This is a genomic window from Streptomyces sp. NPDC091649 (assembly GCF_044756785.1).
In the GTDB taxonomy this organism is placed as follows: Bacteria; Actinomycetota; Actinomycetes; order Streptomycetales; family Streptomycetaceae; genus Streptomyces.
Genome location: NZ_JBIVTR010000006.1, coordinates 307016 through 331720 on the forward strand (window position 1 = coordinate 307016; position 24705 = coordinate 331720).

General features: G+C 71.5%; 22 protein-coding genes. 17 read left to right on the plus strand and 5 right to left on the minus strand.

Annotated elements, in window-relative coordinates; genetic code table 11:
• The first annotated feature begins 60 nt into the window (after positions 1–60).
• Both uvrA and ACIQMU_RS14440 read left to right on the plus strand, forming a co-directional pair.
• Complete coding sequence (uvrA, locus tag ACIQMU_RS14435; RefSeq protein ID WP_402688947.1) at positions 61–3132, plus strand: excinuclease ABC subunit UvrA; 3072 nt, start codon at positions 61–63, stop codon at positions 3130–3132.
• Positions 3133–3444: 312 nt separating this feature from the next.
• Entirely contained in the window at positions 3445–3873 is a 429-nt protein-coding gene (locus ACIQMU_RS14440; RefSeq protein WP_352241186.1) for a Rieske (2Fe-2S) protein, read from the plus strand.
• A gap of 57 nt (positions 3874–3930) precedes the next feature.
• Here ACIQMU_RS14440 and ACIQMU_RS14445 read toward each other — a convergent pair whose 3' ends face one another.
• Positions 3931–4857: a hypothetical protein gene (locus ACIQMU_RS14445; RefSeq protein WP_402688948.1), complete on the minus strand. Its 927-nt coding sequence runs from the start codon at positions 4855–4857 to the stop codon at positions 3931–3933.
• A 229-nt stretch (positions 4858–5086) separates the two neighbouring features.
• On the opposite strand from ACIQMU_RS14445, the gene ACIQMU_RS14450 reads away from it, so the two are divergent.
• The 15 genes from ACIQMU_RS14450 to ACIQMU_RS14520 all read left to right on the plus strand — a co-directional run bounded on the left by ACIQMU_RS14450 (position 5087) and on the right by ACIQMU_RS14520 (position 20808).
• Positions 5087–5695 carry a papain-like cysteine protease family protein gene (locus ACIQMU_RS14450; protein WP_402688949.1) on the plus strand — a complete coding sequence of 203 codons (609 nt, stop codon included), beginning with the start codon at positions 5087–5089 and terminating at the stop codon, positions 5693–5695.
• A gap of 4 nt (positions 5696–5699) precedes the next feature.
• Positions 5700–6623: a hypothetical protein gene (locus ACIQMU_RS14455; protein WP_402688950.1), complete on the plus strand. Its 924-nt coding sequence runs from the start codon at positions 5700–5702 to the stop codon at positions 6621–6623.
• A 127-nt stretch (positions 6624–6750) separates the two neighbouring features.
• A complete protein-coding gene (gene uvrC / locus ACIQMU_RS14460; RefSeq protein WP_402688951.1) occupies positions 6751–8799 on the plus strand; it encodes an excinuclease ABC subunit UvrC in 2049 nt (682 codons plus the stop codon).
• Positions 8796–9830: an RNase adapter RapZ gene (rapZ, locus tag ACIQMU_RS14465; RefSeq protein WP_352241192.1), complete on the plus strand. Its 1035-nt coding sequence runs from the start codon at positions 8796–8798 to the stop codon at positions 9828–9830. Before uvrC ends, rapZ begins: the two co-directional genes overlap by 4 nt.
• Complete coding sequence (gene yvcK, locus ACIQMU_RS14470) at positions 9827–10861, plus strand: uridine diphosphate-N-acetylglucosamine-binding protein YvcK (protein ID WP_352241193.1); 1035 nt, start codon at positions 9827–9829, stop codon at positions 10859–10861. The genes rapZ and yvcK overlap by 4 nt, the downstream gene beginning before the upstream one ends.
• Positions 10852–11841 (plus strand): DNA-binding protein WhiA, encoded by a 990-nt coding sequence (gene whiA, locus ACIQMU_RS14475; protein ID WP_003969868.1) that lies wholly within the window; start codon positions 10852–10854, stop codon positions 11839–11841. Before yvcK ends, whiA begins: the two co-directional genes overlap by 10 nt.
• Before the next feature lie 261 nt (positions 11842–12102).
• Complete coding sequence (gene gap, locus ACIQMU_RS14480; protein ID WP_352241194.1) at positions 12103–13113, plus strand: type I glyceraldehyde-3-phosphate dehydrogenase; 1011 nt, start codon at positions 12103–12105, stop codon at positions 13111–13113.
• Between the two features lie 142 nt (positions 13114–13255).
• Positions 13256–14467 carry a phosphoglycerate kinase gene (locus ACIQMU_RS14485; RefSeq protein ID WP_352241195.1) on the plus strand — a complete coding sequence of 404 codons (1212 nt, stop codon included), beginning with the start codon at positions 13256–13258 and terminating at the stop codon, positions 14465–14467.
• A gap of 6 nt (positions 14468–14473) precedes the next feature.
• On the plus strand, positions 14474–15250 hold the full coding sequence (gene tpiA, locus ACIQMU_RS14490) for a triose-phosphate isomerase (RefSeq protein ID WP_352241196.1): 777 nt from the start codon (positions 14474–14476) through the stop codon (positions 15248–15250).
• Between the two features lie 115 nt (positions 15251–15365).
• Entirely contained in the window at positions 15366–15602 is a 237-nt protein-coding gene (gene secG, locus ACIQMU_RS14495) for a preprotein translocase subunit SecG (protein WP_003969872.1), read from the plus strand.
• A gap of 107 nt (positions 15603–15709) precedes the next feature.
• On the plus strand, positions 15710–16045 hold the full coding sequence (locus ACIQMU_RS14500) for an RNA polymerase-binding protein RbpA (RefSeq protein ID WP_352241197.1): 336 nt from the start codon (positions 15710–15712) through the stop codon (positions 16043–16045).
• Positions 16046–16227: 182 nt separating this feature from the next.
• Positions 16228–17886, plus strand: a complete 1659-nt coding sequence (pgi, locus tag ACIQMU_RS14505) for a glucose-6-phosphate isomerase (RefSeq protein WP_352241198.1) — start codon at positions 16228–16230, stop codon at positions 17884–17886.
• A 4-nt stretch (positions 17887–17890) separates the two neighbouring features.
• The gene (locus ACIQMU_RS14510; RefSeq protein WP_352241199.1) at positions 17891–18397 is read left to right on the plus strand and encodes a PH domain-containing protein; all 507 of its coding nucleotides are present in this window, start codon (positions 17891–17893) and stop codon (positions 18395–18397) included.
• Positions 18394–19911, plus strand: a complete 1518-nt coding sequence (locus ACIQMU_RS14515) for a PH domain-containing protein (protein ID WP_352241200.1) — start codon at positions 18394–18396, stop codon at positions 19909–19911. Before ACIQMU_RS14510 ends, ACIQMU_RS14515 begins: the two co-directional genes overlap by 4 nt.
• 57 nt (positions 19912–19968) lie before the next feature.
• The gene (locus ACIQMU_RS14520; RefSeq protein ID WP_352241201.1) at positions 19969–20808 is read left to right on the plus strand and encodes a poly-gamma-glutamate hydrolase family protein; all 840 of its coding nucleotides are present in this window, start codon (positions 19969–19971) and stop codon (positions 20806–20808) included.
• An 18-nt stretch (positions 20809–20826) separates the two neighbouring features.
• Here the strand turns inward: ACIQMU_RS14520 and ACIQMU_RS14525 are convergent, their stop codons facing one another.
• The 4 genes from ACIQMU_RS14525 to zwf all read right to left on the minus strand — a co-directional run bounded on the left by ACIQMU_RS14525 (position 20827) and on the right by zwf (position 24609).
• A complete protein-coding gene (locus ACIQMU_RS14525) occupies positions 20827–21189 on the minus strand; it encodes a VOC family protein (RefSeq protein WP_352241202.1) in 363 nt (120 codons plus the stop codon).
• A 71-nt stretch (positions 21190–21260) separates the two neighbouring features.
• Positions 21261–22043 carry a 6-phosphogluconolactonase gene (pgl, locus tag ACIQMU_RS14530; RefSeq protein WP_352241203.1) on the minus strand — a complete coding sequence of 261 codons (783 nt, stop codon included), beginning with the start codon at positions 22041–22043 and terminating at the stop codon, positions 21261–21263.
• On the minus strand, positions 22040–23080 hold the full coding sequence (opcA, locus tag ACIQMU_RS14535) for a glucose-6-phosphate dehydrogenase assembly protein OpcA (RefSeq protein ID WP_352241204.1): 1041 nt from the start codon (positions 23078–23080) through the stop codon (positions 22040–22042). Before opcA ends, pgl begins: the two co-directional genes overlap by 4 nt.
• The gene (gene zwf / locus ACIQMU_RS14540) at positions 23077–24609 is read right to left on the minus strand and encodes a glucose-6-phosphate dehydrogenase (protein ID WP_352241205.1); all 1533 of its coding nucleotides are present in this window, start codon (positions 24607–24609) and stop codon (positions 23077–23079) included. Before zwf ends, opcA begins: the two co-directional genes overlap by 4 nt.
• Positions 24610–24705 lie beyond the last annotated feature (96 nt).

Consider the following 24705-nt stretch of genomic DNA (forward strand, 5'->3'; position numbering starts at 1 on the left):
CCATATCCTTGGGACGGGGGCTCAGTTCCCCCGCTTCTCTCCAGAAAGGTGCGGACCGGCGTGGCCGACCGTCTCATCGTCCGTGGCGCGCGCGAGCACAACCTGAAGAACGTCTCGCTCGACCTGCCCCGCGACTCCCTCATCGTCTTCACCGGGCTCTCCGGGTCGGGCAAGTCGTCCCTCGCGTTCGACACGATCTTCGCCGAGGGCCAGCGCCGTTACGTGGAGTCCCTCTCCTCGTACGCCCGACAGTTCCTCGGCCAGATGGACAAGCCGGACGTCGACTTCATCGAAGGTCTGTCCCCGGCGGTCTCCATCGACCAGAAGTCGACCTCGCGCAACCCGCGCTCGACGGTCGGCACCATCACCGAGGTCTACGACTACCTCCGGCTGCTCTTCGCCCGGATCGGCAAGCCGCACTGCCCCGAGTGCGGCCGTCCCATCTCGCGCCAGTCGCCGCAGGCCATCGTCGACAAGGTCCTCGGCCTGCCGGAAGGCAGCCGCTTCCAGGTCCTCTCCCCGCTGGTGCGCGAGCGCAAGGGCGAGTTCGTCGACCTCTTCGCCGATCTCCAGACCAAGGGCTACAGCCGGGCCAGGGTCGACGGCGCCACCATCCAGCTCGCCGAGCCGCCCACGCTCAAGAAGCAGGAGAAGCACACCATCGAGGTGGTCGTCGACCGCCTCACCGTCAAGGACAGCGCGAAGCGCCGGCTGACCGACTCGGTCGAGACCGCGCTCGGGCTCTCCGGCGGCATGGTCGTGCTCGACTTCGTCGACCTGCCCGAGGACGACCCCGAGCGCGAGCGGATGTTCTCCGAGCACCTCTACTGCCCGTACGACGACCTCTCCTTCGAGGAGCTGGAGCCGCGCTCCTTCTCCTTCAACTCGCCCTTCGGCGCCTGCCCGGACTGCACCGGCATCGGCACGCGCATGGAGGTCGACCCGGAGCTGATCGTCCCGGACGAGGAGAAGTCCCTCGACGAGGGCGCGATCCACCCCTGGTCCCACGGCCACACCAAGGAGTACTTCGGCCGCCTGATCGGCGCGCTCTCCGAGGCGCTCGGCTTCCGTACGGACATCCCCTGGGCCGGGCTGCCGCAGCGGGCCAAGAAGGCCCTCCTCTTCGGCCACAAGATCCAGACCGAGGTCCGCTACCGCAACCGCTACGGGCGCGAGCGCGCCTACACCACGCCCGCCTTCGAAGGCGCGGTGCAGTTCGTCAAGCGGCGCCACACCGAGGCCGAGAGCGACTCCAGCCGGGAGCGCTTCGAGGGCTACATGCGCGAGGTGCCCTGCCCGACCTGTGAGGGCACCCGGCTGAAGCCGATCGTGCTCGCGGTGACGGTGATGGAGAAGTCCATCGCCGAGGTCGCCGCGATGTCGATCAGCGAGTGCGCCGAGTTCCTCGGCCGCCTCAAGCTGAACGCCCGCGACAAGAAGATCGCGGAGCGGGTGCTCAAGGAGGTCAACGAGCGGCTCAAGTTCCTCGTCGACGTCGGCCTCGACTACCTCTCGCTGAACCGTGCGGCCGGCACCCTGTCCGGCGGCGAGGCCCAGCGCATCCGGCTGGCCACCCAGATCGGCTCCGGCCTGGTCGGCGTGCTGTACGTCCTGGACGAGCCGTCCATCGGCCTGCACCAGCGCGACAACCACCGGCTCATCGAGACCCTGGTCCGGCTCCGCGACATGGGCAACACGCTCATCGTCGTCGAGCACGACGAGGACACCATCAAGGTCGCCGACTGGGTGGTCGACATCGGCCCCGGCGCGGGTGAGCACGGCGGCAAGGTCGTCCACTCCGGCTCGCTCAAGGAGCTGCTGGCCAACAAGGAGTCGATCACCGGTCAGTACCTCTCCGGCAAGCGGTCGATCCCGACCCCCGAGGTCCGCCGCCCGGTCGACCCGGCCCGCAGCCTGACCGTGCACGGCGCCCGGGAGAACAACCTCCAGGACATCGACGTCTCCTTCCCCCTCGGCGTCCTCACCGCCGTCACGGGCGTCTCCGGGTCCGGGAAGTCGACCCTGGTCAACGACATCCTCTACACCCATCTGGCCCGCGAGCTGAACGGCGCGAAGTCGGTGCCCGGGCGGCACACCCGGGTCGACGGCGACGACCTCGTCGACAAGGTGGTGCACGTCGACCAGTCGCCGATCGGCCGGACCCCCCGGTCCAACCCGGCCACGTACACCGGAGTCTTCGACCACGTCCGCCGGCTGTTCGCCGAGACGATGGAGGCGAAGGTGCGCGGCTATCTGCCGGGCCGCTTCTCCTTCAATGTCAAGGGGGGCCGCTGCGAGAACTGCTCCGGCGACGGCACGATCAAGATCGAGATGAACTTCCTGCCGGACGTGTACGTCCCGTGCGAGGTCTGCCACGGAGCGCGCTACAACCGGGAGACCCTGGAGGTCCACTACAAGGGCAAGTCCATCGCCGAGGTGCTGGACATGCCGATCGAGGAGGGCCTGGAGTTCTTCGAGGCCGTCCCGACGATCGCCCGCCACCTCCGTACGCTCAACGAGGTCGGCCTCGGGTACGTACGGCTGGGCCAGTCCGCGCCGACCCTGTCCGGTGGTGAGGCGCAGCGCGTCAAGCTGGCGAGCGAGCTCCAGAAGCGCTCCACCGGCCGCACGGTCTACGTCCTGGACGAGCCGACCACCGGTCTGCACTTCGAGGACATCAGCAAGCTGATCACCGTGCTCTCCGGCCTGGTGGACAAGGGCAACTCGGTGATCGTCATCGAGCACAACCTGGATGTCATCAAGACCGCCGACTGGGTCGTCGACATGGGCCCCGAGGGCGGCAACGGCGGCGGTCTGGTGGTCGCCGAGGGAACACCGGAGCAGGTCGCCTCGGTCCCCGCCAGCCACACCGGCAAGTTCCTCCAGTCCATCCTGGACGCGGATCGGATCAGCGAGGCGTCGGTGCCCTCCGGGCGGGGGACGGCCCGCAAGCGGGCCGCCCGCAGGGGCGCCCCGACGAAGAAGACGGCCGCCGCGGCCGAGAAGGCCACGACGGCCAAGGCGAACGCGGCGGGTGCCAAGGCGGGCACGGCCAAGGCGGGCACGGCCAAGGCGGGCACGGCCACGGCCAAGGCGGCCGTGAAGAAGGCAGCCCGCGCCCGGAAGTCCTGAGCGAGGGCCGGGCGGCTGCCGGACCGGCAGCCGCCCGGCCCTCATCGACGACGGCGGTCCCCGCGGTACGAGGGGGCCGCCGTCGCGGTACGAGGAGAGGGCCGTGCCGTCGCCTGCCGTTCCGCGCCGGGCGTTCCGCGCCGGGCGTTCCGCGCCAGGGGCCCCGGGCCCGGTCGCGGGGCTTCCGATCCCCGCCGGTATCGTCGGTTCTGTCACCGGCACGCAGGGCCGTCGTCGTCGCACCACCCGGTCCGGCAGTCCGGCGACCCGATCCACCGTGATCCACCCCGAACAACGACCCGTGGAGTCCGCATGCCCGGCCTGCCCGCCGCCCGCCGTACCGTGCTGAAGGGTGCCGCGCTCGCCGGCGCCGCCGGGCTGGGAGCGGCCGCCTGCTCGACCGAGTCCAAACTCGGCCACGCCGAGAACCCCACCCCCACCGCGCCCGTCGACCTCGGGGCCGCCTCGGAGGTGCCCGTCGGCGGAGCCAAGCTCTACCGCGAGCAGCGCCTGGTCGTCGTCTGCCCGGCGAAGGGCGAGTACAAGGCGTTCAGCGCCCAGTGCACCCACGGCGGCTGCCTCCTGGACAAGATCGAGGGCACCGAGGGCCACTGCCCCTGCCACGGCAGCCGCTTCGACGTGACCACCGGCAAGCCGGTGAAGGGCCCGGCCACGGTGCCGCTGCCCGCCGTCCCCGTCAGCGCCGAGGGCGGCAAGCTCGTCGCGGGCCCCGACGCCTGACCCGGGGCCCGCGCGCGCCGGCTCCGGCTCCCGAGGCCCACGGCCTCGGGAGCCCGCTCACTCCCAGTCCCAGTCGATCCCGATCAGGCCCGGGCGTACGTCCTCCTCCACCAGGTGCACGGTCCGGTGCCGGCCGGTGAGCGTGAGGTCCCCGCGGGCGCCGCGCGCGGCCCCCGCCGACGCCTGGACGAACCGGCGGCAGCGCACCGGGAGCGCCGCCTCGTCGAAGCCGACCTGGAGCACGTACTGGCCGCCCCCGAAGGTGAAGCCGCGCACGTACTCGCCGCCGGCTCCGCCCGTGCCGTCCTCGAAGCCGTAACCGAAGAGGTAGGTCTCACCGGACCGCAGCCGGGTGTCGAAGAGCAGCTCCGCCACCAGCACCCCCGCGTCCCGGTCCCAGCGGACCCGGCCCGTCCGGCAGTTCTCCAGGGCTTGCACCGCGATCCGCGACGGGTCGCAGCCGGGATCGCCCCGGTGGACCGCGAGGTAGCGGTCGACGCCGTCCCGGTGCGCGCGCACCACGTGCCGGGAGGCGCGGCCCGCAAGCTCGCGCCGCGCCCCGATCCGCACCCGCTCCTGGTGCCCCACGGTGTGGAGCCCGCCGTCCACCGGTGACTCCATCGCCGCGAGGAGCCGCTCCACCGAGCCCGACGCCTCCATCAGGGAGCGGTACGAACGGGCGGCCGGGCGGTCCCCCTCCGCCGGGGCGTCGCCGTCGCGCAGCAGCCGCAGCAGCGAGCCGTCCGGCAGGGCGAGCACCTCCTCCAACGCCCGCACGGCCCGCAGTGACTCGGCCCGCCGGGGGCGGCGCACCCCCTGCTGCCAGTAACTGAGGCTGGTCACCCCGAGCTTGACGCCCCGGTGCGCCAGATGGTGCCGCACCCGCTGGAGCGGCAGTCCGCGCACCGACAGGGCGGTGCGCAACGCCAGATGGAACGGTCCGGTGCGCAGAACCTGCGCCAGTTCGGTCTCGGTCTGCCGCATGGCGGGCCTCCGGTGAACGTTCACGTGGGGAGTGGCGACACCACCCCCCGGGGGATGCGGGGGAGCAGGTGACCGGGGCGGGGCCGTTCACACGGACGCCGTGCCGTTCACACCGTGATGCCACCTCGCATTGAAGCGTGTTGACCTGCTCCGGACAACGCCGGATGCTCGTCGTCAGCGTCCGGACGCGCTCCTCCGATCCCCACCCCCCCACCTTGGGAGGAACGCCATGCGCCCCCGAAGAGTCAGGCCCGGAAGGTCCTCGTTCACCGCCCTCCTCGCCGCCGTCCTGCTCGCCGTCCCCGCGGGCACCGCCACCGCCGCCCAGCCCCCGGACGGAGCCGGCTCCACCGTCGCCGCCGCCCAACGGCTCGACATCACCATGCAGGCGCAGCAGCAGAGCAACTGGTGCTGGGCCGCCGGCGGCAACACCATCGCCGCCTGGTTCGGCCGCTCCTACTCCCAGAACCAGTTCTGCAACGCCGCCTTCAACCGCGGTCAGAACTCCTCGTGCCCCAACTGGCAGGCCACGCTCGGCAACGTCCAGACCGGCCTGTCCTGGGCCGGGGTCAGGCCCGGCAGTTACGTCACCGGCTGGCTGCGCTACCCGACCGTGCAGTCCGAGATCTCCGCCCGGCGCCCCGTCGAGACCCGCATCCAGTGGTCGTCCGGCGGCGGCCACATGCATGTCGTCTACGGCTACGACGACGCCGGCAACTGGGTCTACTGGGGCGATCCATGGCCCTCCAGCGACCGCTACAACTGGGCCTCGCACGCCTGGTACGTGGACAACAACGAGTTCTCCTGGACCCACTCGCTCTACCGGATCGGGGCGTGAGGACATGAACCCCATCACCCGGCGTATCGCCGTCGCCACCGCCCTCACCGGCGCCGCCCTGTTCACCGCCGCCGCTCCCGCCCTCGCCGACGACGGCCGGGCGGCCCCGCCGAAGCTGACCGCCGCCACCCTCGAAGCGGCCCACGAGGCCGCCACCGAGCCCGCGACGCTGAGCACCCTGTCCCGGTTCTTCGCGCGGGAGGGCACGGTGAGCGGGGCGGCGGGCGCACCCCGGATCGAGGGGAGGGCCGTTCCCGTCCGCACGCTCTCCGCCGCCTTCGTCGCCGGAAAGCCGGGCGCCGACCCCAGCACCCTGGACTACCTGGCCAGCACCGCCGTCTCCCCGGACGGGCGGAAGGCGTCCCTGTGGACCGCCCCCGGGGCGGACGGCGGGGACCGGTGGCGGGTGGTGAACATCGCCACCGGCGACGACGAGGCCCGCTACACCGCCCAGGGCGCCCGCGAGCTTCCCGGCGGCACGGTCTTCCGCGAACCGCAGATCGACGCCTGGTACGTCCACGACGGCTCCCGGGTCCTCCCGCTGGACGAGGACGCCAAGGCCGCCGTCGGCGCACGCGGCACCGCGCTCAGCGCCTACCGGGCCCGGGTCCAGGAGGCGTACGGCGACAAGCTGCCCGGCTCCGCGTACGCCCGCTCCGGCAAGGCGGGCGGCTACGGCCCCGAGGCGGCCGCCGGCACCGGGGGAGCCCCGGCGGCCGCGCCCGCTCCCGGCCCGGTCGCGGACCAGGCACCGGGCGCCGCCGGGAGCCCCGTGCTCGCCACCCCGGCGTCCGGTGCGCCGGACACGGCTCTGACCGCGGTCTCCACCACCGCCGGGGCCGGGGCGCTGATCGCCCTGGCCCTGTGCGGGGCCGCCGCCGTACGCCGCCGGAGCCGCACCGGGCGATCCCCGGCCACGGACGCCTGAGCGGCGGCTCCACCGGCCCACCGGCCGACAGGCCCGCGCTCCGGGGTGCGAACACCCCACGGCTCCCCGGAGCGCGGCACCACCCGAGGACGACGTGCTGTCACTGCCCGCACGTAGGGTATGAGGCATGGCAGACCCCTCCAGCTACCGCCCCAAGCCGGGACAGATCCCCGACTCCCCGGGGGTCTACAAATTTCGCGACGAGCACCGCCGGGTGATCTACGTCGGGAAGGCCAAGAACCTGCGCCAGCGCGTGGCCAACTACTTCCAGGACCTCTCCGGCCTCCATCCGCGTACGCGCACGATGGTCACCACCGCCGCCTCCGTCGAGTGGACGGTCGTCTCCACCGAGGTCGAGGCGCTCCAGCTGGAGTACTCCTGGATCAAGGAGTTCGACCCCCGCTTCAACGTCAAGTACCGCGACGACAAGAGCTATCCCTATCTCGCCGTCACGCTCAACGAGGAGTTCCCCCGCGTCCAGGTCATGCGCGGAGCCAAGAAGAAGGGCGTGCGCTACTTCGGTCCCTACGGCCACGCCTGGGCGATCCGCGAGACGGTCGACCTGATGCTGCGCGTCTTCCCCGTCCGCACCTGCTCCGCCGGGGTCTTCAAGAACGCCGAGCGCACCGGCCGCCCCTGCCTGCTGGGCTACATCGGCAAGTGCTCGGCCCCCTGCGTCGGCCGGGTCGCCCCCGAGGAGCACCGGGAGCTGGCCGAGGACTTCTGCGACTTCATGGCCGGCCGTACGGGCACCTACATCCGCCGCCTGGAGAAGGACATGACGCAGGCGGCCGAGGAGATGGAGTACGAGCGGGCCGCCCGCCTCCGCGACGACGCCGAGGCCCTCAAGCGGGCCATGGAGAAGAGCGCCGTCGTCCTCGCCGACGCCACCGACGCCGACCTGATCGCCGTCGCCGAGGACGAGCTGGAGGCCGCCCTCCAGATCTTCCACGTACGCGGCGGCCGGGTGCGCGGCCAGCGCGGCTGGGTCACCGACAAGGTCGAGGCGGTCGACACCTCCGGCCTCGTCGAGCACGCCCTCCAGCAGCTGTACGGGGAGGAGCGCGGCGACGCCGTCCCCAAGGAGGTCCTGGTCCCCGCCCTGCCCGAGGACGCCGAAGCGGTCTCCCAGTGGCTCGCCGAGCGCCGGGGCTCCCAGGTCAGCCTGCGCATCCCGCAGCGCGGCGACAAGAAGGACCTCATGGCCACCGTCCAGCGCAACGCCCAGCAGGCGCTCGGGCTGCACAAGACCAAGCGCGCCTCCGACCTGACCACCCGCTCGCGCGCCCTGGAGGAGATCGCCGGGGCACTGGGCCTGGACGGCGCCCCGCTGCGCATCGAGTGCTACGACATCTCCCACCTCCAGGGCGACGACGTGGTGGCCTCCATGGTCGTCTTCGAGGACGGCCTCGCCCGCAAGAGCGAGTACCGCCGCTTCCAGATCAAGGGCTTCGAGGGCCAGGACGACGTCCGCTCGATGCACGAGGTGATCGGCCGCCGCTTCAAGCGCTACCTCCAGGACAAGGAGCGCACGGGGGAGTGGGAGGAGACGCCGGAGGCCGCCCCGGCCCCCGCCCCCACCGGCCCCGTTCCCGCCCCGGCCCTCACCGGCGCCTCACCGGCCGACGATTCCGAGCCCCGGGAGGACGACGGCCGGCCCAAGCGGTTCGCCTATCCGCCGCAGCTCGTCGTCGTCGACGGCGGGCAGCCCCAGGTCGCCGCCGCCAAGCGAGCCCTGGACGAGCTGGGCATCGACGACATCGCCGTCTGCGGCCTCGCCAAACGCCTCGAAGAGGTCTGGCTCCCCGACGACGACGACCCCGTGGTCCTGCCCCGCTCCAGCGAGGGCCTCTACCTCCTCCAGCGCGTCCGGGACGAGGCCCACCGCTTCGCCATCGCCTACCAGCGCGCCAAACGCGCCAAGCGCCTCCGCAGCAGCCCTCTCGACGACGTGGCCGGCCTCGGCGAGACCCGGAAGCAGGCCCTGATCAAGCATTTCGGCTCGGTGAAGAAGCTCCGGCGAGCGACAATCGAGGAGATCTGCGAGGTCCCCGGGATAGGGCGAAGGACGGCGGAATCGGTGGCCGCGGCCCTCGCCTCGACCGCTCCCGCGGCGCCTGCCGTCAACACGGCCACAGGAGAGATCATCGAAGAGGACGACGGGGGCAGCTCATGACCGAGAACAGCCACGAGACCGCGCAGGACACGGCGGCGCACGAGACCGCGGACCGCAACGTCACCGACCCGGACGTCACGGCCCGGGACATCACCGACCGAGACACCGCAGACCGAGCAGACGGAGCAGCAGACGTGAGTACGAACACCCCGAACGAGACGGGTGAGGCGGCCATCCCCGAGCTGGTGATCATCTCCGGGATGTCGGGCGCCGGCCGCAGCACCGCCGCCAAGTGCCTGGAGGACCTCGGCTGGTTCGTCGTCGACAACCTGCCGCCCGCGCTGATCCCCACCATGGTGGAGCTCGGCGCCCGCTCCCAGGGCAACGTGGCCCGGATCGCCGTCGTCGTCGACGTACGCGGCCGGCGCTTCTTCGACAACCTCCGCGAATCCCTCGCGGACCTGGAGGCCAAGCACGTCACCCGGCGGATCGTCTTCCTGGAGTCCTCCGACGACGCCCTCGTACGCCGCTTCGAGTCCGTTCGCCGTCCGCACCCCCTCCAGGGCGACGGCCGCATCGTCGACGGCATCGCGGCCGAGCGCGACCTGCTGCGCGAGCTGCGCGGCGACGCCGACCTGGTCATCGACACCTCCAGCCTCAACGTGCACGAGCTGCGGGCCAAGATGGACGCCCAGTTCGCGGGCGAGTCCGAGCCGGAGCTGCGGGCCACGGTGATGTCCTTCGGCTACAAGTACGGCCTGCCCGTCGACGCCGACCTGGTCGTCGACTGCCGCTTCCTGCCCAACCCGCACTGGGTGCCCGAACTGCGCCCCTTCACCGGCGTCAACCAGGAGGTCTCCGACTACGTCTTCGACCAGCCGGGCGCGAAGGAGTTCCTCAACCAGTACACGGAGCTGCTCCAGCTGATCGCCGCCGGCTACCGCCGCGAGGGCAAGCGCTACGTGACCGTCGCGGTGGGCTGCACCGGCGGCAAGCACCGTTCCGTCGCCATGTCGGAGAAGCTCTCGGCCCGCCTCGCGGCCGAAGGCGTCGAGACCGTCCTCGTCCACCGTGACATGGGGCGAGAGTGACCGGACGCAATCTGCGCATGCGGCGCCTGAGCCGTGCCACCTCGGCACTCTCCGGCCGCAAGCGCGGTGCTCAGCCCAAGGTCGTCGCCCTCGGCGGCGGCATGGGTCTCTCGGCGTCCCTGGCGGCGCTGCGCCGGATCACCGGCGACCTCACGGCCGTGGTCACCGTCGCCGACGACGGCGGCTCCAGCGGCCGGCTGCGCGAGGAGCTGGGCGTCCTGCCGCCCGGCGACCTGCGCAAGGCGCTCGCCGCGCTGTGCGGCGACGACGACTGGGGCCGCACCTGGTCCCGGGTCATCCAGCACCGCTTCGAGTCCAAGGGCGACCTCCACGAGCACGCGGTCGGCAACCTGCTGATCGTGGCCCTATGGGAGCAGCTCGGCGACCACGTCCAGGCGCTCGACCTGGTCGGCAAGCTCCTCGGCGCGCACGGGCGGGTGCTGCCCATGTCGGCCGTTCCGTTGGAGCTCCAGGCGCTGGTCAAGGGCCACGACCCCGACCTGCCCGACGCGATCGTCACCGTGCGCGGACAGGCCACGGTGGCGCTCACGCCCGGCGAGGTGCAGTCCGTGCACGTGGTCCCGCCCGACCCGCCGGCCGTCCCGGAAGCCGTGGAAGCGGTCCTGGACGCCGACTGGGTGGTGCTCGGTCCCGGCTCCTGGTTCTCCTCCGTGATCCCGCATCTGCTCGTGCCGGAACTGCTCGACGCCCTGGTCACCACGAAGGCCCGCAAGGTGCTCTCGTTGAACCTCGCACCCCAGCCCGGGGAAACAGAAGGCTTCTCACCGCAGCGTCATTTGGAGGTTTTGGGGCGACACGCCCCTAAACTCGCCTTGGACGTGGTGCTGGCCGACGAGGCCGCCGTGCCCGACCGCGAGTCCCTCGTCGATGCCGCCAGGCGGCTCGGAGCCGCGGTCGAGCTGGCGCCGGTGGCATCGCCCGACGGCGTTCCGGTCCATGATCAGGAGCTGTTGGCCGCCGCGTACGACCGTATTTTTCGGATGCATGGAAGGATCGGCCCATGGCGATGACGCCAGCGGTGAAGAACGAAATCTCTCATCTTCCCGTCACCCGGACCTGCTGCAGGAAAGCAGAGGTCTCGGCGATTCTTCGGTTCGCGGGCGGGCTGCACCTGGTGAGCGGCCGGATTGTGATCGAGGCGGAGCTGGACACGGGCAACGCCGCCCGCCGCCTCAAGCGCGACATCCTGGAGATCTTCGGGCACAGCTCGGAGCTGATCGTGATGGCCCCCGGCGGACTGCGCCGGGGCTCGCGTTTCGTCGTACGGGTGGTGGCGGGCGGCGATCAGCTGGCCCGCCAGACCGGTCTGGTGGACGGCCGAGGCCGTCCGATCCGGGGGCTGCCCCCGCAGGTGGTCTCGGGGGCCACCTGCGACGCCGAGGCGGCCTGGCGCGGGGCCTTCCTCGCCCACGGCTCGCTCACCGAGCCCGGCCGCTCCTCCTCGCTGGAGGTCACCTGCCCGGGGCCGGAGGCGGCCCTCGCCCTGGTCGGGGCGGCCCGCCGGCTCTCCATCGCCGCCAAGGCCCGGGAGGTGCGCGGGGTGGACCGCGTGGTCGTCCGCGACGGCGACGCGATCGGCGCCCTGCTGACCCGCCTCGGCGCCCACGACGCCGTCCTCGCCTGGGAGGAGCGGCGGATGCGGCGCGAGGTCCGCGCCACGGCCAACCGGCTCGCCAACTTCGACGACGCGAACCTGCGCCGCTCGGCCCGCGCTGCGGTCGCCGCCGGGGCCCGGGTGGGGCGCGCCCTGGAAATCCTCGGCGAGGAGGTTCCCGAGCACCTCGCGGCCGCCGGACGGCTGCGCATGGAGCACAAGCAGGCGTCCCTGGAGGAGCTGGGCGCGCTCGCCGACCCGCCGCTGACCAAGGACGCGGTCGCCGGCCGCATCCGCCGTCTGCTCGCGATGGCCGACAAGCGGGCCCAGGACCTGGGCATCCCGGGGACGGAGTCCACCCTCAGCGAGGAACTCGCCGACGGCCTGGTCGGCTGACTCGGCGGCGGGCGGGGGACGTTGGCCCCGGGCGACGGGGAACGGCGGCCCGGGGCCGCCGGGACCCCGGTCCTGAACGGCGAAACGGAGGTCCGTGCTCCTACTGGCGAGTACGGGCCTCCGGTCGTATTCCGTGGCTTCCAGGGGCCCTCTCGATGTCACCCCCGGGCGCTCGGAGAGGTAGGGTCGGAAGCGGTCGGGGACATCCCTATACAACTCGCCGGCGTCGAAAACCGGCGTACCTAACGAGGAGATCGGTTCGTGACGATCCGCGTAGGCATCAACGGCTTCGGCCGCATCGGCCGCAACTACTTCCGCGCTCTGCTGGAGCAGGGTGCGGACATCGAGATCGTGGCTGTCAACGACCTGGGTGACACTGCGACCACGGCCCACCTGCTGAAGTACGACACCGTTCTGGGTCGTCTCAAGGCAGAGGTCAGCCACACCGCCGACACCATCACCGTCGATGGTCACACCGTCAAGGTGCTCTCCGAGCGCAACCCGGCCGACATCCCCTGGGGTGAGCTGGGCGTCGACATCGTCATCGAGTCGACCGGCATCTTCACCAAGAAGGCCGACGCCGAGAAGCACATCACGGGCGGCGCCAAGAAGGTCCTCATCTCGGCTCCGGCCAAGGACGAGGACATCACCATCGTGATGGGCGTCAACCAGGACCAGTACGACGCGGCCAACCACAACGTCATCTCCAACGCCTCCTGCACCACCAACTGCGTGGCGCCGATGGCCAAGGTCCTCGACGAGAACTTCGGCATCGTCAAGGGTCTGATGACGACGGTCCACGCGTACACCAACGACCAGCGGATCCTGGACTTCCCGCACTCGGACCTGCGCCGCGCCCGCGCCGCCGCCGAGAACATCATCCCGACCACGACCGGTGCCGCGAAGGCCACCGCTCTGGTCCTTCCGCAGCTCAAGGGCAAGCTCGACGGCATCGCGATGCGGGTCCCGGTTCCGACCGGCTCCGCCACCGACCTCGTCGTGACGCTGGCGCGCGAGGTCACCAAGGACGAGGTCAACGCCGCGTTCAAGAAGGCTTCCGACGACGGCGCCCTCAAGGGCTTCCTGACGTACACCGAGGACCCGATCGTCTCCTCGGACATCGTCGGCGACCCGTCGTCCTGCACCTTCGACTCCTCCCTGACCATGGTCCAGGAGGGGAACTCGGTGAAGATCCTCGGCTGGTACGACAACGAGTGGGGCTACTCCAACCGCCTCGTCGACCTCACGGTCTTCGTCGGCGAGCAGCTCTGATCCCAGGATCACGGACAACACGTTGTGAGTAAGGGGCTCGACCGGCGCAGCGCTGCGCCGGTCGAGCCCCTGGCCATGTCGAAGGGCCGGAAGCCAGGCCCTAACATGCTCATCCGTCCTTGCAAGGAGTAACGGAAGACAGATGAAGACGATCGACGAACTTCTCGCCGGAGGGGTCGCGGGCAAGCGGGTATTCGTCCGCGCCGACCTCAACGTGCCGCTGGACGGCACCACGATCACCGACGACGGCCGCATCCGCGCCGTCGTCCCGACGGTCGCCAAGCTCGCCGAGGCCGGCGCGCGCGTCGTCGTCGCCTCGCACCTCGGCCGCCCCAAGGGCGCCCCGGACCCGGCCTACTCGCTGGCCCCCGCCGCCGCCCGGCTCGGCGAACTCCTCGGCGCCGAGGTGGCCTTCGCCGCCGACACGGTCGGCGAGTCCGCCCGTGCCGCGGTCGCCGGCCTCGACGACGGCCAGGTCGCCGTCATCGAGAACCTCCGCTTCAACGCCGGTGAGACGTCCAAGGACGACGCCGAGCGCGGCGCCTTCGCCGACCAGCTGGCCGAGCTCGCCGACGTCTACGTGGGCGACGGCTTCGGCGCGGTGCACCGCAAGCACGCCTCGGTCTTCGACCTCCCGGCCCGGCTCCCGCACTACGCCGGCTACCTCATCGCCACCGAGGTCGGCGTCCTGAAGAAGCTCACCACCGACGTCAAGCGTCCGTACGCGGTCGTCCTCGGCGGCGCCAAGGTCTCCGACAAGCTCGGCGTGATCGACCACCTGCTGGAGCGGGCCGACCGCATCCTGATCGGCGGCGGCATGGCGTACACCTTCCTCAAGGCCCAGGGCCACGAGGTCGGCAGCTCGCTGCTCCAGGAGGACCAGATCCCGGCCGTGCGGGAGTACCTGCGCCGCGCCGAGGAGAAGGGCGTGGAGTTCGTCCTCCCCGTCGACGTCGTGGTCGCCCCGTCCTTCCCGGACCTGAAGACCAAGGCCCCGGCCGACCCCACCACCGTCGCCGCCGACGCCATGCCGGCCGGCCAGATGGGGCTGGACAACGGACCGGAGACCAACAAGCTCTACGCATCGAAGCTCGCCGACGCGGCCACCGTCTTCTGGAACGGCCCCATGGGCGTCTTCGAACACCCCGACTTCGCCGACGGCACCCGCGCGGTCGCCCAGGCGCTCGTCGACTCCTCGGCCTTCAGCGTCGTCGGCGGTGGCGACTCCGCCGCGGCCGTTCGCATCCTGGGCTTCGACGAGAACGCTTTCGGACACATCTCGACCGGTGGCGGCGCGAGCCTCGAATACCTCGAGGGCAAGACGCTTCCCGGGCTCGCCGCACTGGAGGACTGACTCTCAATGACCACCCGCACCCCGCTGATGGCGGGCAACTGGAAGATGAACCTCAACCACCTCGAGGCCATCGCCCACGTCCAGAAGCTCTCCTTCGCCCTGACCGACAAGGACTACGACGCCGTAGAGGTCGCCGTCCTTCCGCCCTTCACCGACCTGCGCTCCGTGCAGACCCTGGTGGACGGCGACAAGCTGAAGATCAAGTACGGCGCCCAGGACATCTCGGCGCACGACTCCGGCGCGTACACCGGTGAGATCTCCGGCTCCATGCTCGCCAAGCTGCGCTGCGCGTACGTGGCGGTCGGCCACAGCGAGCGCCGCCAGTACCACGGCGAGAGCGACGAGCTCTGCAACGCCAAGGTGAAGGCCGCCTACAAGCACGGCCTGACCCCGATCCTCTGCGTCGGCGAGGGCCTGGACGTCCGCAAGGCCGGCGACCAGGTCTCCTACACGCTCGCGCAGCTCGACGGCGCCCTGAAGGACGTCCCGGCCGCACAGGCCGAGACCATCGTGATCGCCTACGAGCCCGTCTGGGCCATCGGGACCGGCGAGGTCGCCACCCCCGAGGACGCCCAGGAAGTCTGCGGCGCGATCCGTCGCCGGCTGGCCGAGCTGTACTCGCAGGAGCTGGCCGACGCCGTCCGCATCCAGTACGGCGGCTCGGTGAAGTCCGGCAACGTCGCGGCCATCATGGCGCAGCCCGACGTGGACGGCGCGCTCATCGGCGGCGCCGCACTGGACGCCGACGAGTTCGTCAAGATCGTCCGCTTCCGCGACCAGTGAGTATGCGGTAGCGCGGATCCGTCGTACCCTTGCGGGGGCCGGAGGGGCTAGTGCCCTTCGGCCCCCGGTGTACGTACCCGCAGTAGTCAAGAATTCCGGAAAGTAGGGACCAGCCGTGGTTTTGGCGTTCCAGATCGCTCTGATCGTCTTCAGCCTGCTGCTGATGCTGCTGGTGCTCATGCACAAGGGCAAGGGCGGCGGCCTCTCCGACATGTTCGGCGGCGGAATGCAGTCGTCCGTCGGCGGCTCCTCGGTCGCCGAGCGCAACCTCGACCGGATCACCGTCGTCGTCGGTCTGGCCTGGTTCGCGTGCGTCGTGGTGCTCGGACTGCTCGTCAAGCTGGACAGCTGACCCGTCCGCGCATACCGGTGACGGTGTAACTCCTTCCACTGGACGCGCGTTGGGCCTTACGTAGACTGGGGCATCGCTCGAGCACCATCACGCAGGGAGTTACGACCGTGGCAAGTGGCAACGCGATCCGGGGAAGCCGGGTCGGAGCGGGGCCGATGGGGGAGGCCGAGCGGGGCGAGTCCGCGCCGCGTCTCCGCATCTCCTTCTGGTGCTCGAACGGGCACGAGACGCAGCCGAGCTTCGCCCATGACGCGCCGGTGCCGGACACCTGGGACTGCCCGCGCTGCGGCTTCCCGGCCGGCCAGGACAAGGACAGCCCGCCCGACCCGCCCCGCACCGAGCCGTACAAGACGCATCTGGCGTACGTACGCGAGCGGCGGAGCGACGAGGACGGCGAGGCGATCCTCGCCGAGGCGCTGGCCAAACTCCGCGGCGAGATCTGAGGCTCCCACCAGCGCGGCACCACCGAACCACAGTCGTTCACCGGCCGGATACCCCACGGGTGTCCGGCCGGTGCCGCGTGCCCGCGCCACCGCCCTCCTCCGCGCCGTCGGCCTCCTCGATCAATTAGGTTGGAGGGGCAGCGGGGATGCTGATGACGAGAAGAAGTGGGCTGATATCCGGGATGAACGCAGCAAGCCGAACCAAGCTCGACCAGACGCCCGAGTGGACGGCTCTCGCACGGCACCGTGAGGAGCTCGGCGCACCCCAGCTGCGCGAGCTGTTCGCGCGGCAGCCGGAGCGCGGCACCGCCTACACCCTCCGGGTCGGCGACCTCCACCTCGACTACTCCAAGCACCTGGTCACCGACGAGACACTGCGCCTGCTGCGCGAGCTCGCCGCCGCCACCGGGGTCGCCGAGCTGCGGGACGCGATGTTCCGCGGCGAGAAGATCAACACCACCGAGGACCGCGCGGTCCTGCACACGGCGCTCCGCGCCCCGCGCGACGCCGTGATCGAGGTGGACGGCGAGAACGTCGTACCCGCCGTGCACGCCGTCCTCGACAAGATGACCGGCTTCGCCGAGAAGGTCAGGTCCGGGCAGTGGACCGGCCACACCGGCAAGCCCGTCAAGAACATCGTCAACATCGGCATCGGCGGCTCCGACCTCGGCCCCGCCATGGCGTACGAGGTGCTGCGCTCCTTCACGGACCGCTCGCTCACCGTCCGCTTCGTCTCCAACGTCGACGGCGCCGACCTGCACGAGGCGGTCCGCGACCTCGACCCGGCCGAGACCCTGTTCGTCATCGCCTCGAAGACGTTCACGACGATCGAGACCATCACCAACGCCACCTCCGCCCGGGACTGGCTGCTCACCGGGCTGAAGGCCGGTCAGGACGCCGTCGCCCGGCACTTCGTGGCGCTGTCGACCAATGCCGCGAAGGTCGAGGAGTTCGGCATCGACACGGCCAACATGTTCGAGTTCTGGGACTGGGTCGGCGGCCGCTACTCCTACGACTCGGCGATCGGCCTCTCGCTGATGATCGCCATCGGCCCCGACCGCTTCCGCGAGATGCTGGACGGCTTCCACCTCGTCGACGAGCACTTCCGCACCGCCCCCGCCGAGGAGAACGCCCCGCTCCTCCTGGGCCTCCTCGGCGTCTGGTACGGCAACTTCTTCGACGCCCAGTCGCACGCGGTGCTGCCGTACAGCCACTACCTGTCCAAGTTCACCGCGTACCTCCAGCAGCTCGACATGGAGTCCAACGGCAAGTCCGTCGACCGCGACGGCGACCCCGTGGACTGGCAGACCGGACCGGTCGTCTGGGGCACGCCCGGCACCAACGGGCAGCACGCGTACTACCAGTTGATCCACCAGGGCACCAAGCTGATCCCCGCGGACTTCATCGGCTTCGCCGCCCCGGTCCACGATCTGCTGCCCGGGCTGATCGCCCAGCACGACCTGCTGATGGCCAACTTCTTCGCCCAGACCCAGGCCCTCGCCTTCGGCAGGACGCCCGAGGAGGTCCGGGCGGAAGGGGTGCCCGAGGAACTGGTCCCGCACAAGACGTTCCGGGGCAACCACCCCACGACGACGATCCTCGCCGACAAGCTGACCCCCTCGGTCCTCGGCCAGCTCATCGCGCTGTACGAGCACAAGGTCTTCGTCCAGGGCGCCGTCTGGAACATCGACTCCTTCGACCAGTGGGGCGTCGAGCTGGGCAAGGTCCTCGCCAAGAAGATCGAACCGCTCCTGACGGCGAGCGGGGAGGCGGACGCCGGGCAGCTGGACAGCTCCACCGCCGCCCTGGTCGACGCCTACCGCACCCTGCGGGGGCGCTGACCCGATGCCGCGGGCAACGGAGGCGACGATACGGCTTCGGCCGCCGCGCAACACGCTGAACGAGCGCGCCGTCGGCTGGTGGCGGGCCCAGTGGCTGCTGCTGACCGCCGTGCCCGTCGCCCCGCTCGCGGTACTGGGCGCCCTGATCGGGCCCGCCCGCTTCTGGCTGCTGCTGCCCGCCGCCGTCCTGGCCGCGGCGGGCACGGCGGCCGCCGTCCTCTTCCCCCTGTGGTGGTTCCGCACACACCGCTGGGAGATCACCGAGGACGCCGTCTACGTCCGCACCGGGTACTTCTGGCAGGAGTGGCGGATCGCCCCGATGTCCCGGATCCAGACCGTGGACACCGTACGGGGCCCGCTGGAGCAGCTCTTCCGCCTCGCCACCGTCACGGTCACCACCGCCTCCTCCAAGGGAGCGGTACGCATCGCCGGCCTGGACCACGAGGTCGCCGCCGACCTGGCACGGCAGCTCACCCGCATCACCCGCGACACCCCCGGCGACGCCACATGAGCACCGCCGCCCCGGAAGGCGACTGGCGCCGCCTCGACCCCCGTACGGTCCTGGTCACCGCCCTGGTCGTGGCGGGCGTCGTCGCGGGCGCGGCCATCCCGGTCACGCTCGGGCTCACCCGATGGCTCGGCCTGCCCGCCGCCGTGCTCTGGGTGCTCGCCGCGGCCACCCTGGTCATCGGGACCGCGGCGGGCGCCGACCGCGTCCGCTGGCACCGCACCCGCTACCGGATCGGCGAGGAGCGCGTCGACCTCCACACCGGTCTGCTCCTCGTCAAGCGCCGCTCCCTTGCCCGGACCCGCATCCGCACGGTCGACCTCACGGCCAACCTGATGCTCCGCCTCCTCGGCCTGGTGACCGTCCGGATCGGCACCGGGGAACAGGGCGGCGACACCCTCGAACTCGACCCGGTCACCCGCGCCGAGGGCGAACGGCTGCGCCGCCTCCTGCTGGAGCGCGCCGCCACCGCACCGGCGGACGGGGGCCACCGCGAAGGGGAACTGGCCGTCCTGGACCCCGGCTGGATCCGCTACGCCCCGGTCTCCTTCGTCGCCCCCATGCTCGGCGGCGCCGCCGCCGGGGCCGTGCTTCAGATCAGCGACTGGGTCGGGGCCCAGGGCGAGGTCATCGAATGGGTCGGCGACCGCTTCCGGGACACCCCACTGCTCTGGACGATCACCGCCCTGGTCCTGGCCGCCCTGGTCGCGGGCGTCGTCGGTGCGCTCGGCCTCTGGATCGAGATGTGGTGGAACTACCGCCTGGAGCGCGAGCCCGGCGGCACGCTGCGGGTCCGGCGCGGACTGTTCACCTCCCGCTCCGTCTCCGTCGAGGAGGCCCGGCTGCGCGGCGTCGACCTCGTCCAGCCGCTCGGCGTACGGCTGCTCGGCGCGGCCCGCCTGGACGCCATCACCACCGGCCTCGCCAAGGACCACGAGGCCAGGAACGCCGACCACAACTCCCTGCTCCCGGCCGCCCCCCGGCACCGGGCCGACACCGTCGCCGCCCACGTGCTGCGCGAGGCGGTCTCCCCGACCGGCGCTCCGCTCGTCCGCCACCCACGGGCCGCCCGGGGGCGCCGACTGCGCTGGTCGCTCGCCGCGGTCCTCGGACCGGTCCTCGTCCTGACCGTCCTCGGGGCGCTGCTCACGCCCGTGCTGCTGTGGATCGCGCTCGGCTGCACGGCGGTTCTCGCACCGGTGGCGGTGGCGCTCGCCCTGGACGCCTACCGCGGGCTCGGGCACGCGCTCTCCGGGCGCTACCTGGTCACCCGCTCCGGTACGGCCCGCCGCTCCACCGCCGCCCTGGAGCGGACCGGGGTGATCGGCTGGACGGTCAGGCAGTCGGTCTTCCAGCGGCGTGCCGGGCTGCTGAACATCACCGCCACCACGGCCGCCGGCGGTGGCGCGTACACGGTGTACGACACCGGTGCGGCCGAGGGCCTCGCCTTCGCCGCCGAGGCGGTGCCCGGGCTGCTGGAGCCCTTCCTGGAGCACGTCGCGACCCCCGGCCAGTGACGGACCGCACAGGAGACCCCCTTTGCGTCCGGGCCGGTGTCGGCGACGATGCTGATCATGACTTCCACCAGCCGTCGTACGGTCCTCACCGCCCTCGCCACCGCAGCCGTCAGCGGTCCGCTGCTGGGCTCGCTCACCACCACCGACGCCCACGCCACCGGTGACCTGGACATCTACACCTCCAACACCGACCTCTACCAGAAGCTCGCCGGCCAGGAGGGCGTCGAGTTCGCCCGCCGCTACCGGAGACACGCGTACGCCGACCACTCGCTCCCGCAGGGATACCCGTACAACCGGACCACCGTCATGGCCATGCACGGCGGCGGCATCGAGATGGGCACCTCCGAACTCTGCCTCGCCATAGCCGGCTACCACCCGGCCACGCTCGTCCCGCTGAGCGACGGCCACGGGGTGTTCGACTACTGGATGTTCGAGGGGCTGCGCTCCTCGGGCAACAGGGACCTGCACGTCACCGCCAAGAACTGCGACGACCACGTCGCCATCTCCATGGCGGCCGGCAGCCTCAACGTCCTGAGCCTGCACGGCTGCACGGCGGCGCAGGCGGGCACCGTCCCGCAGGCCGTGGTCGTCGGGGGACTGAACACCCGCTTCAAGACCCTGCTCAAGGCCGAGTTCGACGCGATCGGCATCGCCTGGCGGGACGGGAACGAGCTGCCCGACCTGGGCGGGGTCAACACCCGCAACCCGTGCAACCGCACCATGCTCGCCAAGGGCGGTCAGCTGGAGCTCACCACGGAACTCCGTGCCGCGATGTTCACGAACAACACCCGGGCGGGCAGGGCGGGCAGCACGACCGAGGTCTTCGACCGCTTCACCGGCGCCTGCCGGGCCGCCATCACGAAACTGGAGCAGGGAACGGACCAGATCATCCTCTGATCCCGAGCACGGGGCCGCTCAGCCGCCGCGCGTCGTGTCGATGACGCAGAAACGGTTGCCCTCGGGGTCGGCGAGCACGACGAAGTCCGGTTCCGGGGGGTACAGCTCCCAGGCGACCCTCTCGGCGCCGAGCCCGATCAGCCGTTCCACCTCGGCCTCCTGGGTGTCCGAGTAGAGGTCGAGGTGGACCCGGGGGACCTCCTGCACGGGGGAGGCGGAGCGGCCCAGCGACAGTCCCGCACCGGGCCCGTTCACCGGCACGAGCACCACCCAGTCGTCCGTGCCCGGCTCGCGCTCGGTGTACCCCAGTGCCGCCTTCCAGAAGGCGGCGGCCCTCGCCACGTCGGACGCGCCCATCACCACGGTTCCGATATGCACCATGGAACAAGCCTTTCACCCCGCAGGCCCGGACCGCTCGTCATATGAGCGGTCCGGGCCTGCGGGGTCGAGCCTCAGGGAGACGCGGGCGGATACAGCGCGCGCGGCAGCCGCGAGGCCGCCGCGGCGTCCAGCAGCCACAGCGTCCGGCTCCGCCCGTACGCGCCGGCCGCCGGGGCCTGGATCTCCCCGGCCCCCGACAGCGCGATGGCCGCCGCCTCCGCCTTGTCCTCGCCCGCCGCCAGCAGCCACACCTCGCGCGCCGCGCGGATCGCCGGCAGCGTCAGCGAGACGCGCACAGGCGGCGGCTTGGGGGCCCCGTGCACACCGACGACGGTGCGCTCGGTCTCCCGTACCGCGGGCAGCTCCGGGAAGAGCGAGGCCACATGCGTGTCCGGGCCGACGCCCAGCATCAGCACGTCGAACGCGGGCACCGCGCCATGGTCCTCGGGGCCCGCTGCGGCGGCCAGTTCGCCGGCGTAACCGGCTGCCGCGGCGTCGGCGTCCTGGCCGTACGGGCCGTCGGAGGCGGGCATCGCGTGCACCCGTGCCGGGTCGAGCGGCACCGCGTCGAGCAGTGCCTCGCGGGCCTGGGTGACATTGCGCTCCGGGTCCCCCTCGGGCAGGAACCGCTCGTCGCCCCACCACAGGTCCAGGCGCGCCCAGTCGACCGCGTCCCGGGCGGGCGCGGCGGCGAGCGCGGCCAGCAGGCCGTTGCCGTTGCGCCCGCCGGTCAGCACCACCGAGGCGTGACCCCGGGATGCCTGGGCGTCCACGATCTTCGTGATCAGCCGGGCCGCCGCGGCCTGGGCCATCAGCTCCTTGTCGCGGTGCACGACCAGCTGGGGAGGCGTCACTTCGACGCCGCCTTCTTGGCCGGGGCCTTCTTCGCGGCGGGAGCCTTGGCATCGGCTGCCTCGGCGGCCTGCTCCTCGGCGTTCCCGGCGGGTGCGGCCCTGCCCTCGCCGCCCGTGTGCAGCCGGTCCACGCCGAACTTCACGGCGGACGCGTAGGTGTTGTCCGGGTCGAGCCGCCGCAGCTCCTCGGCCAGCAGCTCGGCGGTGTCGCGCCGCTTGAGCGCCACCCCGCGGTTCGGCTGGTTGTGCATGGAGAGCGTGGCCAGCGTGCCGTCGGCGCGGTCGAGGACGATGACGCCGTTCTTCGTCTCCATGCGGACCGCGGTGAGACCGGGGCCCTCGGAGACCGTGCGCTCCACCGGGACGCCGAGCCGGTCCGCCAGCCACATGGCGAGCAGTTCGCAGCTCGGGTTGTCGCTCTCGCCCTCGACGGTCGCGCCGATCACCTCGGCGGGCTGCTGGTCCAGCGACGCGGCCAGCATGGAACGCCACGGTGTGATCCGCGTCCAGGCCAGGTCGGTGTCGCCGGGGCTGTACGTCGCCGCGCGCACCGCCAGCGCGTCGATGGGGCGCTCGGCCGAGTAGGTGTCGGTGATCCGGCGCTGGGCGAGGGCCCCGAGCGGGTCCTTCGCCGGGTCGGAGGGCGCGCCCTCGGGCCACCACACCACGACCGGCGCGTCCGGCAGCAGCAGTGGAAGGACCACCGACTGGGCATGGTTGGCCAGTTCGCCGTGCAGGCGCAGGACGACGGTCTCGCCGGTGCCCGCGTCGGAACCGACCCGGACCTCGGCGTCGAGCCGGGCGTCCCGGCGGGCCCGCGGCGAGCGGCTGACCCGCTTGATCACCGCGATGATCCGCGAGGGGTGCTCGCGCGAGGCGTCGCCGGCCGACTTGAGCGCGTCGTAGGCGTTCTCCTCGTCGGTGACGATGACCAGCGTGAGCACCATGCCGATGGCGGGGGTGCCGATGGCCCGGCGGGCCGACACCAGCGCCTGGTTGATCTTGCTGGATGTGGTTTCCGTGAGATCGATCTTCATGGCCGCCTCCAGCTCCGTCCGTCACGTGCGAGCATCTCGTCGGCCTCGGCCGGGCCCCAGGTGCCCGCCGCGTACTTCGCGGGCTTGCCGTGCGTGTCCCAGTACTCCTCGATCGGGTCGAGGATGTTCCAGGACAGCTCGACCTCCTGGTGGCGCGGGAAGAGGTTGGCGTCGCCGAGCAGCACGTCGAGCAGGAGACGCTCGTACGCCTCCGGGCTGGACTCGGTGAACGACTCGCCGTACGCGAAGTCCATCGTGACGTCCCGGACCTCCATCGAGGTGCCGGGCACCTTGGAGCCGAAGCGCACGGTGACGCCCTCGTCCGGCTGGACCCGGATGACCAGGGCGTTGCCGCCCAGTTCCTCGGTCGCACCGGACTCGAAGGGCAGATACGGGGCGCGCTTGAAGACGACCGCGATCTCCGTGACCCGGCGGCCGAGCCGCTTCCCGGTCCGGAGGTAGAACGGCACGCCCGCCCAGCGGCGGTTGTTGATCGTCAGCTTGATCGCGGCGAAGGTGTCGGTCGTCGACTTGGGGTCGATGCCCTCCTCCTCGCAGTAGCCGAGGACCTCCTGGCCGCCCTGCCAGGCGTGTTCGTACTGGGCGCGCACGGTGTGCTTGCCGAGGTCGTCGGGCAGCTCGACGGCGGTGAGCACCTTGAGCTTCTCGGCGACTAGCGCCTTCGGGTGGAAGGAGCCGGGCTCCTCCATCGCGGTGAGCGCCAGCAGCTGGAGGAGGTGGTTCTGGATGACGTCACGGGCGGCGCCGATGCCGTCGTAGTAGCCGGCCCGGCCGCCGATGCCGATGTCCTCGGCCATCGTGATCTGTACGTGGTCGACGTAGGACCGGTTCCAGACCGGCTCGAACATCGTGTTGGCGAACCGCAGCGCCAGGATGTTCTGGACCGTCTCCTTGCCCAGGTAGTGGTCGATCCGGAAGACCTCGTTCGGCGGGAAGACCGCGTGCACGAGCTGGTTGAGCTCCTGCGCGCTGGCCAGGTCGTGACCGAACGGCTTCTCGATGACGGCACGCCGCCAGGAGCCCTCGCTCTGGTCGGCCAGGCCGTGCTTCTTCAGCTGCTGGACGACCTTGGGGAAGAACTTCGGCGGCACGGACAGGTAGAAGGCGAAGTTGCCGCCCGTCCCCTGCGCCTTGTCGAGCTCCTGGATGGTCGACTTCAGCGTCTCGAACGCCTCGTCGTCGTCGAAGTTGCCCTGGACGAAGCGCATCCCCTGGATGAGCTGCTGCCAGACCTCCTCGCGGAACGGCGTACGGGCGTGCTCCTTGACGGCGTCGTGGACGACCTGGGCGAAGTCCTCGTCCTCCCAGTCGCGGCGCGCGAAGCCGATGAGCGAGAAGCCCGGCGGCAGCAGGCCGCGATTGGCCAGGTCGTAGACGGCGGGCATCAGCTTTTTACGGGACAAATCGCCCGTGACGCCAAAGATGACCAGGCCCGACGGCCCCGCGATACGCGGGAGCCGTCGGTCCTGTGCGTCACGGAGCGGGTTGGCTCCGGGAACAGCAGACAAAGTGGTCAGTCCTCCGAGGGGGCGAGGCGCTTGAGTTCGGCCTCGGTCGACTTGAGCAGGTCGTTCCAGGACGCCTCGAATTTCTCGACGCCTTCG

What these genes read in the sequence shown, in the direction of transcription:
- ACIQMU_RS14440 (WP_352241186.1), top strand. Translation starts at nt 3,445, where the DNA reads ATGCCCGGCCTGCCCGCCGCCCGCCGTACCGTGCTGAAGGGTGCCGCG.
- ACIQMU_RS14445 (WP_402688948.1), bottom strand. Translation starts at nt 4,857, where the DNA reads ATGCGGCAGACCGAGACCGAACTGGCGCAGGTTCTGCGCACCGGACCG.
- ACIQMU_RS14450 (WP_402688949.1), top strand. Translation starts at nt 5,087, where the DNA reads ATGCGCCCCCGAAGAGTCAGGCCCGGAAGGTCCTCGTTCACCGCCCTC.
- ACIQMU_RS14455 (WP_402688950.1), top strand. Translation starts at nt 5,700, where the DNA reads ATGAACCCCATCACCCGGCGTATCGCCGTCGCCACCGCCCTCACCGGC.
- uvrC (WP_402688951.1), top strand. Translation starts at nt 6,751, where the DNA reads ATGGCAGACCCCTCCAGCTACCGCCCCAAGCCGGGACAGATCCCCGAC.
- rapZ (WP_352241192.1), top strand. Translation starts at nt 8,796, where the DNA reads ATGACCGAGAACAGCCACGAGACCGCGCAGGACACGGCGGCGCACGAG.
- whiA (WP_003969868.1), top strand. Translation starts at nt 10,852, where the DNA reads ATGGCGATGACGCCAGCGGTGAAGAACGAAATCTCTCATCTTCCCGTC.
- ACIQMU_RS14485 (WP_352241195.1), top strand. Translation starts at nt 13,256, where the DNA reads ATGAAGACGATCGACGAACTTCTCGCCGGAGGGGTCGCGGGCAAGCGG.
- tpiA (WP_352241196.1), top strand. Translation starts at nt 14,474, where the DNA reads ATGACCACCCGCACCCCGCTGATGGCGGGCAACTGGAAGATGAACCTC.
- pgi (WP_352241198.1), top strand. Translation starts at nt 16,228, where the DNA reads ATGAACGCAGCAAGCCGAACCAAGCTCGACCAGACGCCCGAGTGGACG.
- ACIQMU_RS14510 (WP_352241199.1), top strand. Translation starts at nt 17,891, where the DNA reads ATGCCGCGGGCAACGGAGGCGACGATACGGCTTCGGCCGCCGCGCAAC.
- ACIQMU_RS14515 (WP_352241200.1), top strand. Translation starts at nt 18,394, where the DNA reads ATGAGCACCGCCGCCCCGGAAGGCGACTGGCGCCGCCTCGACCCCCGT.
- ACIQMU_RS14520 (WP_352241201.1), top strand. Translation starts at nt 19,969, where the DNA reads ATGACTTCCACCAGCCGTCGTACGGTCCTCACCGCCCTCGCCACCGCA.
- ACIQMU_RS14525 (WP_352241202.1), bottom strand. Translation starts at nt 21,189, where the DNA reads ATGGTGCATATCGGAACCGTGGTGATGGGCGCGTCCGACGTGGCGAGG.
- opcA (WP_352241204.1), bottom strand. Translation starts at nt 23,080, where the DNA reads ATGAAGATCGATCTCACGGAAACCACATCCAGCAAGATCAACCAGGCG.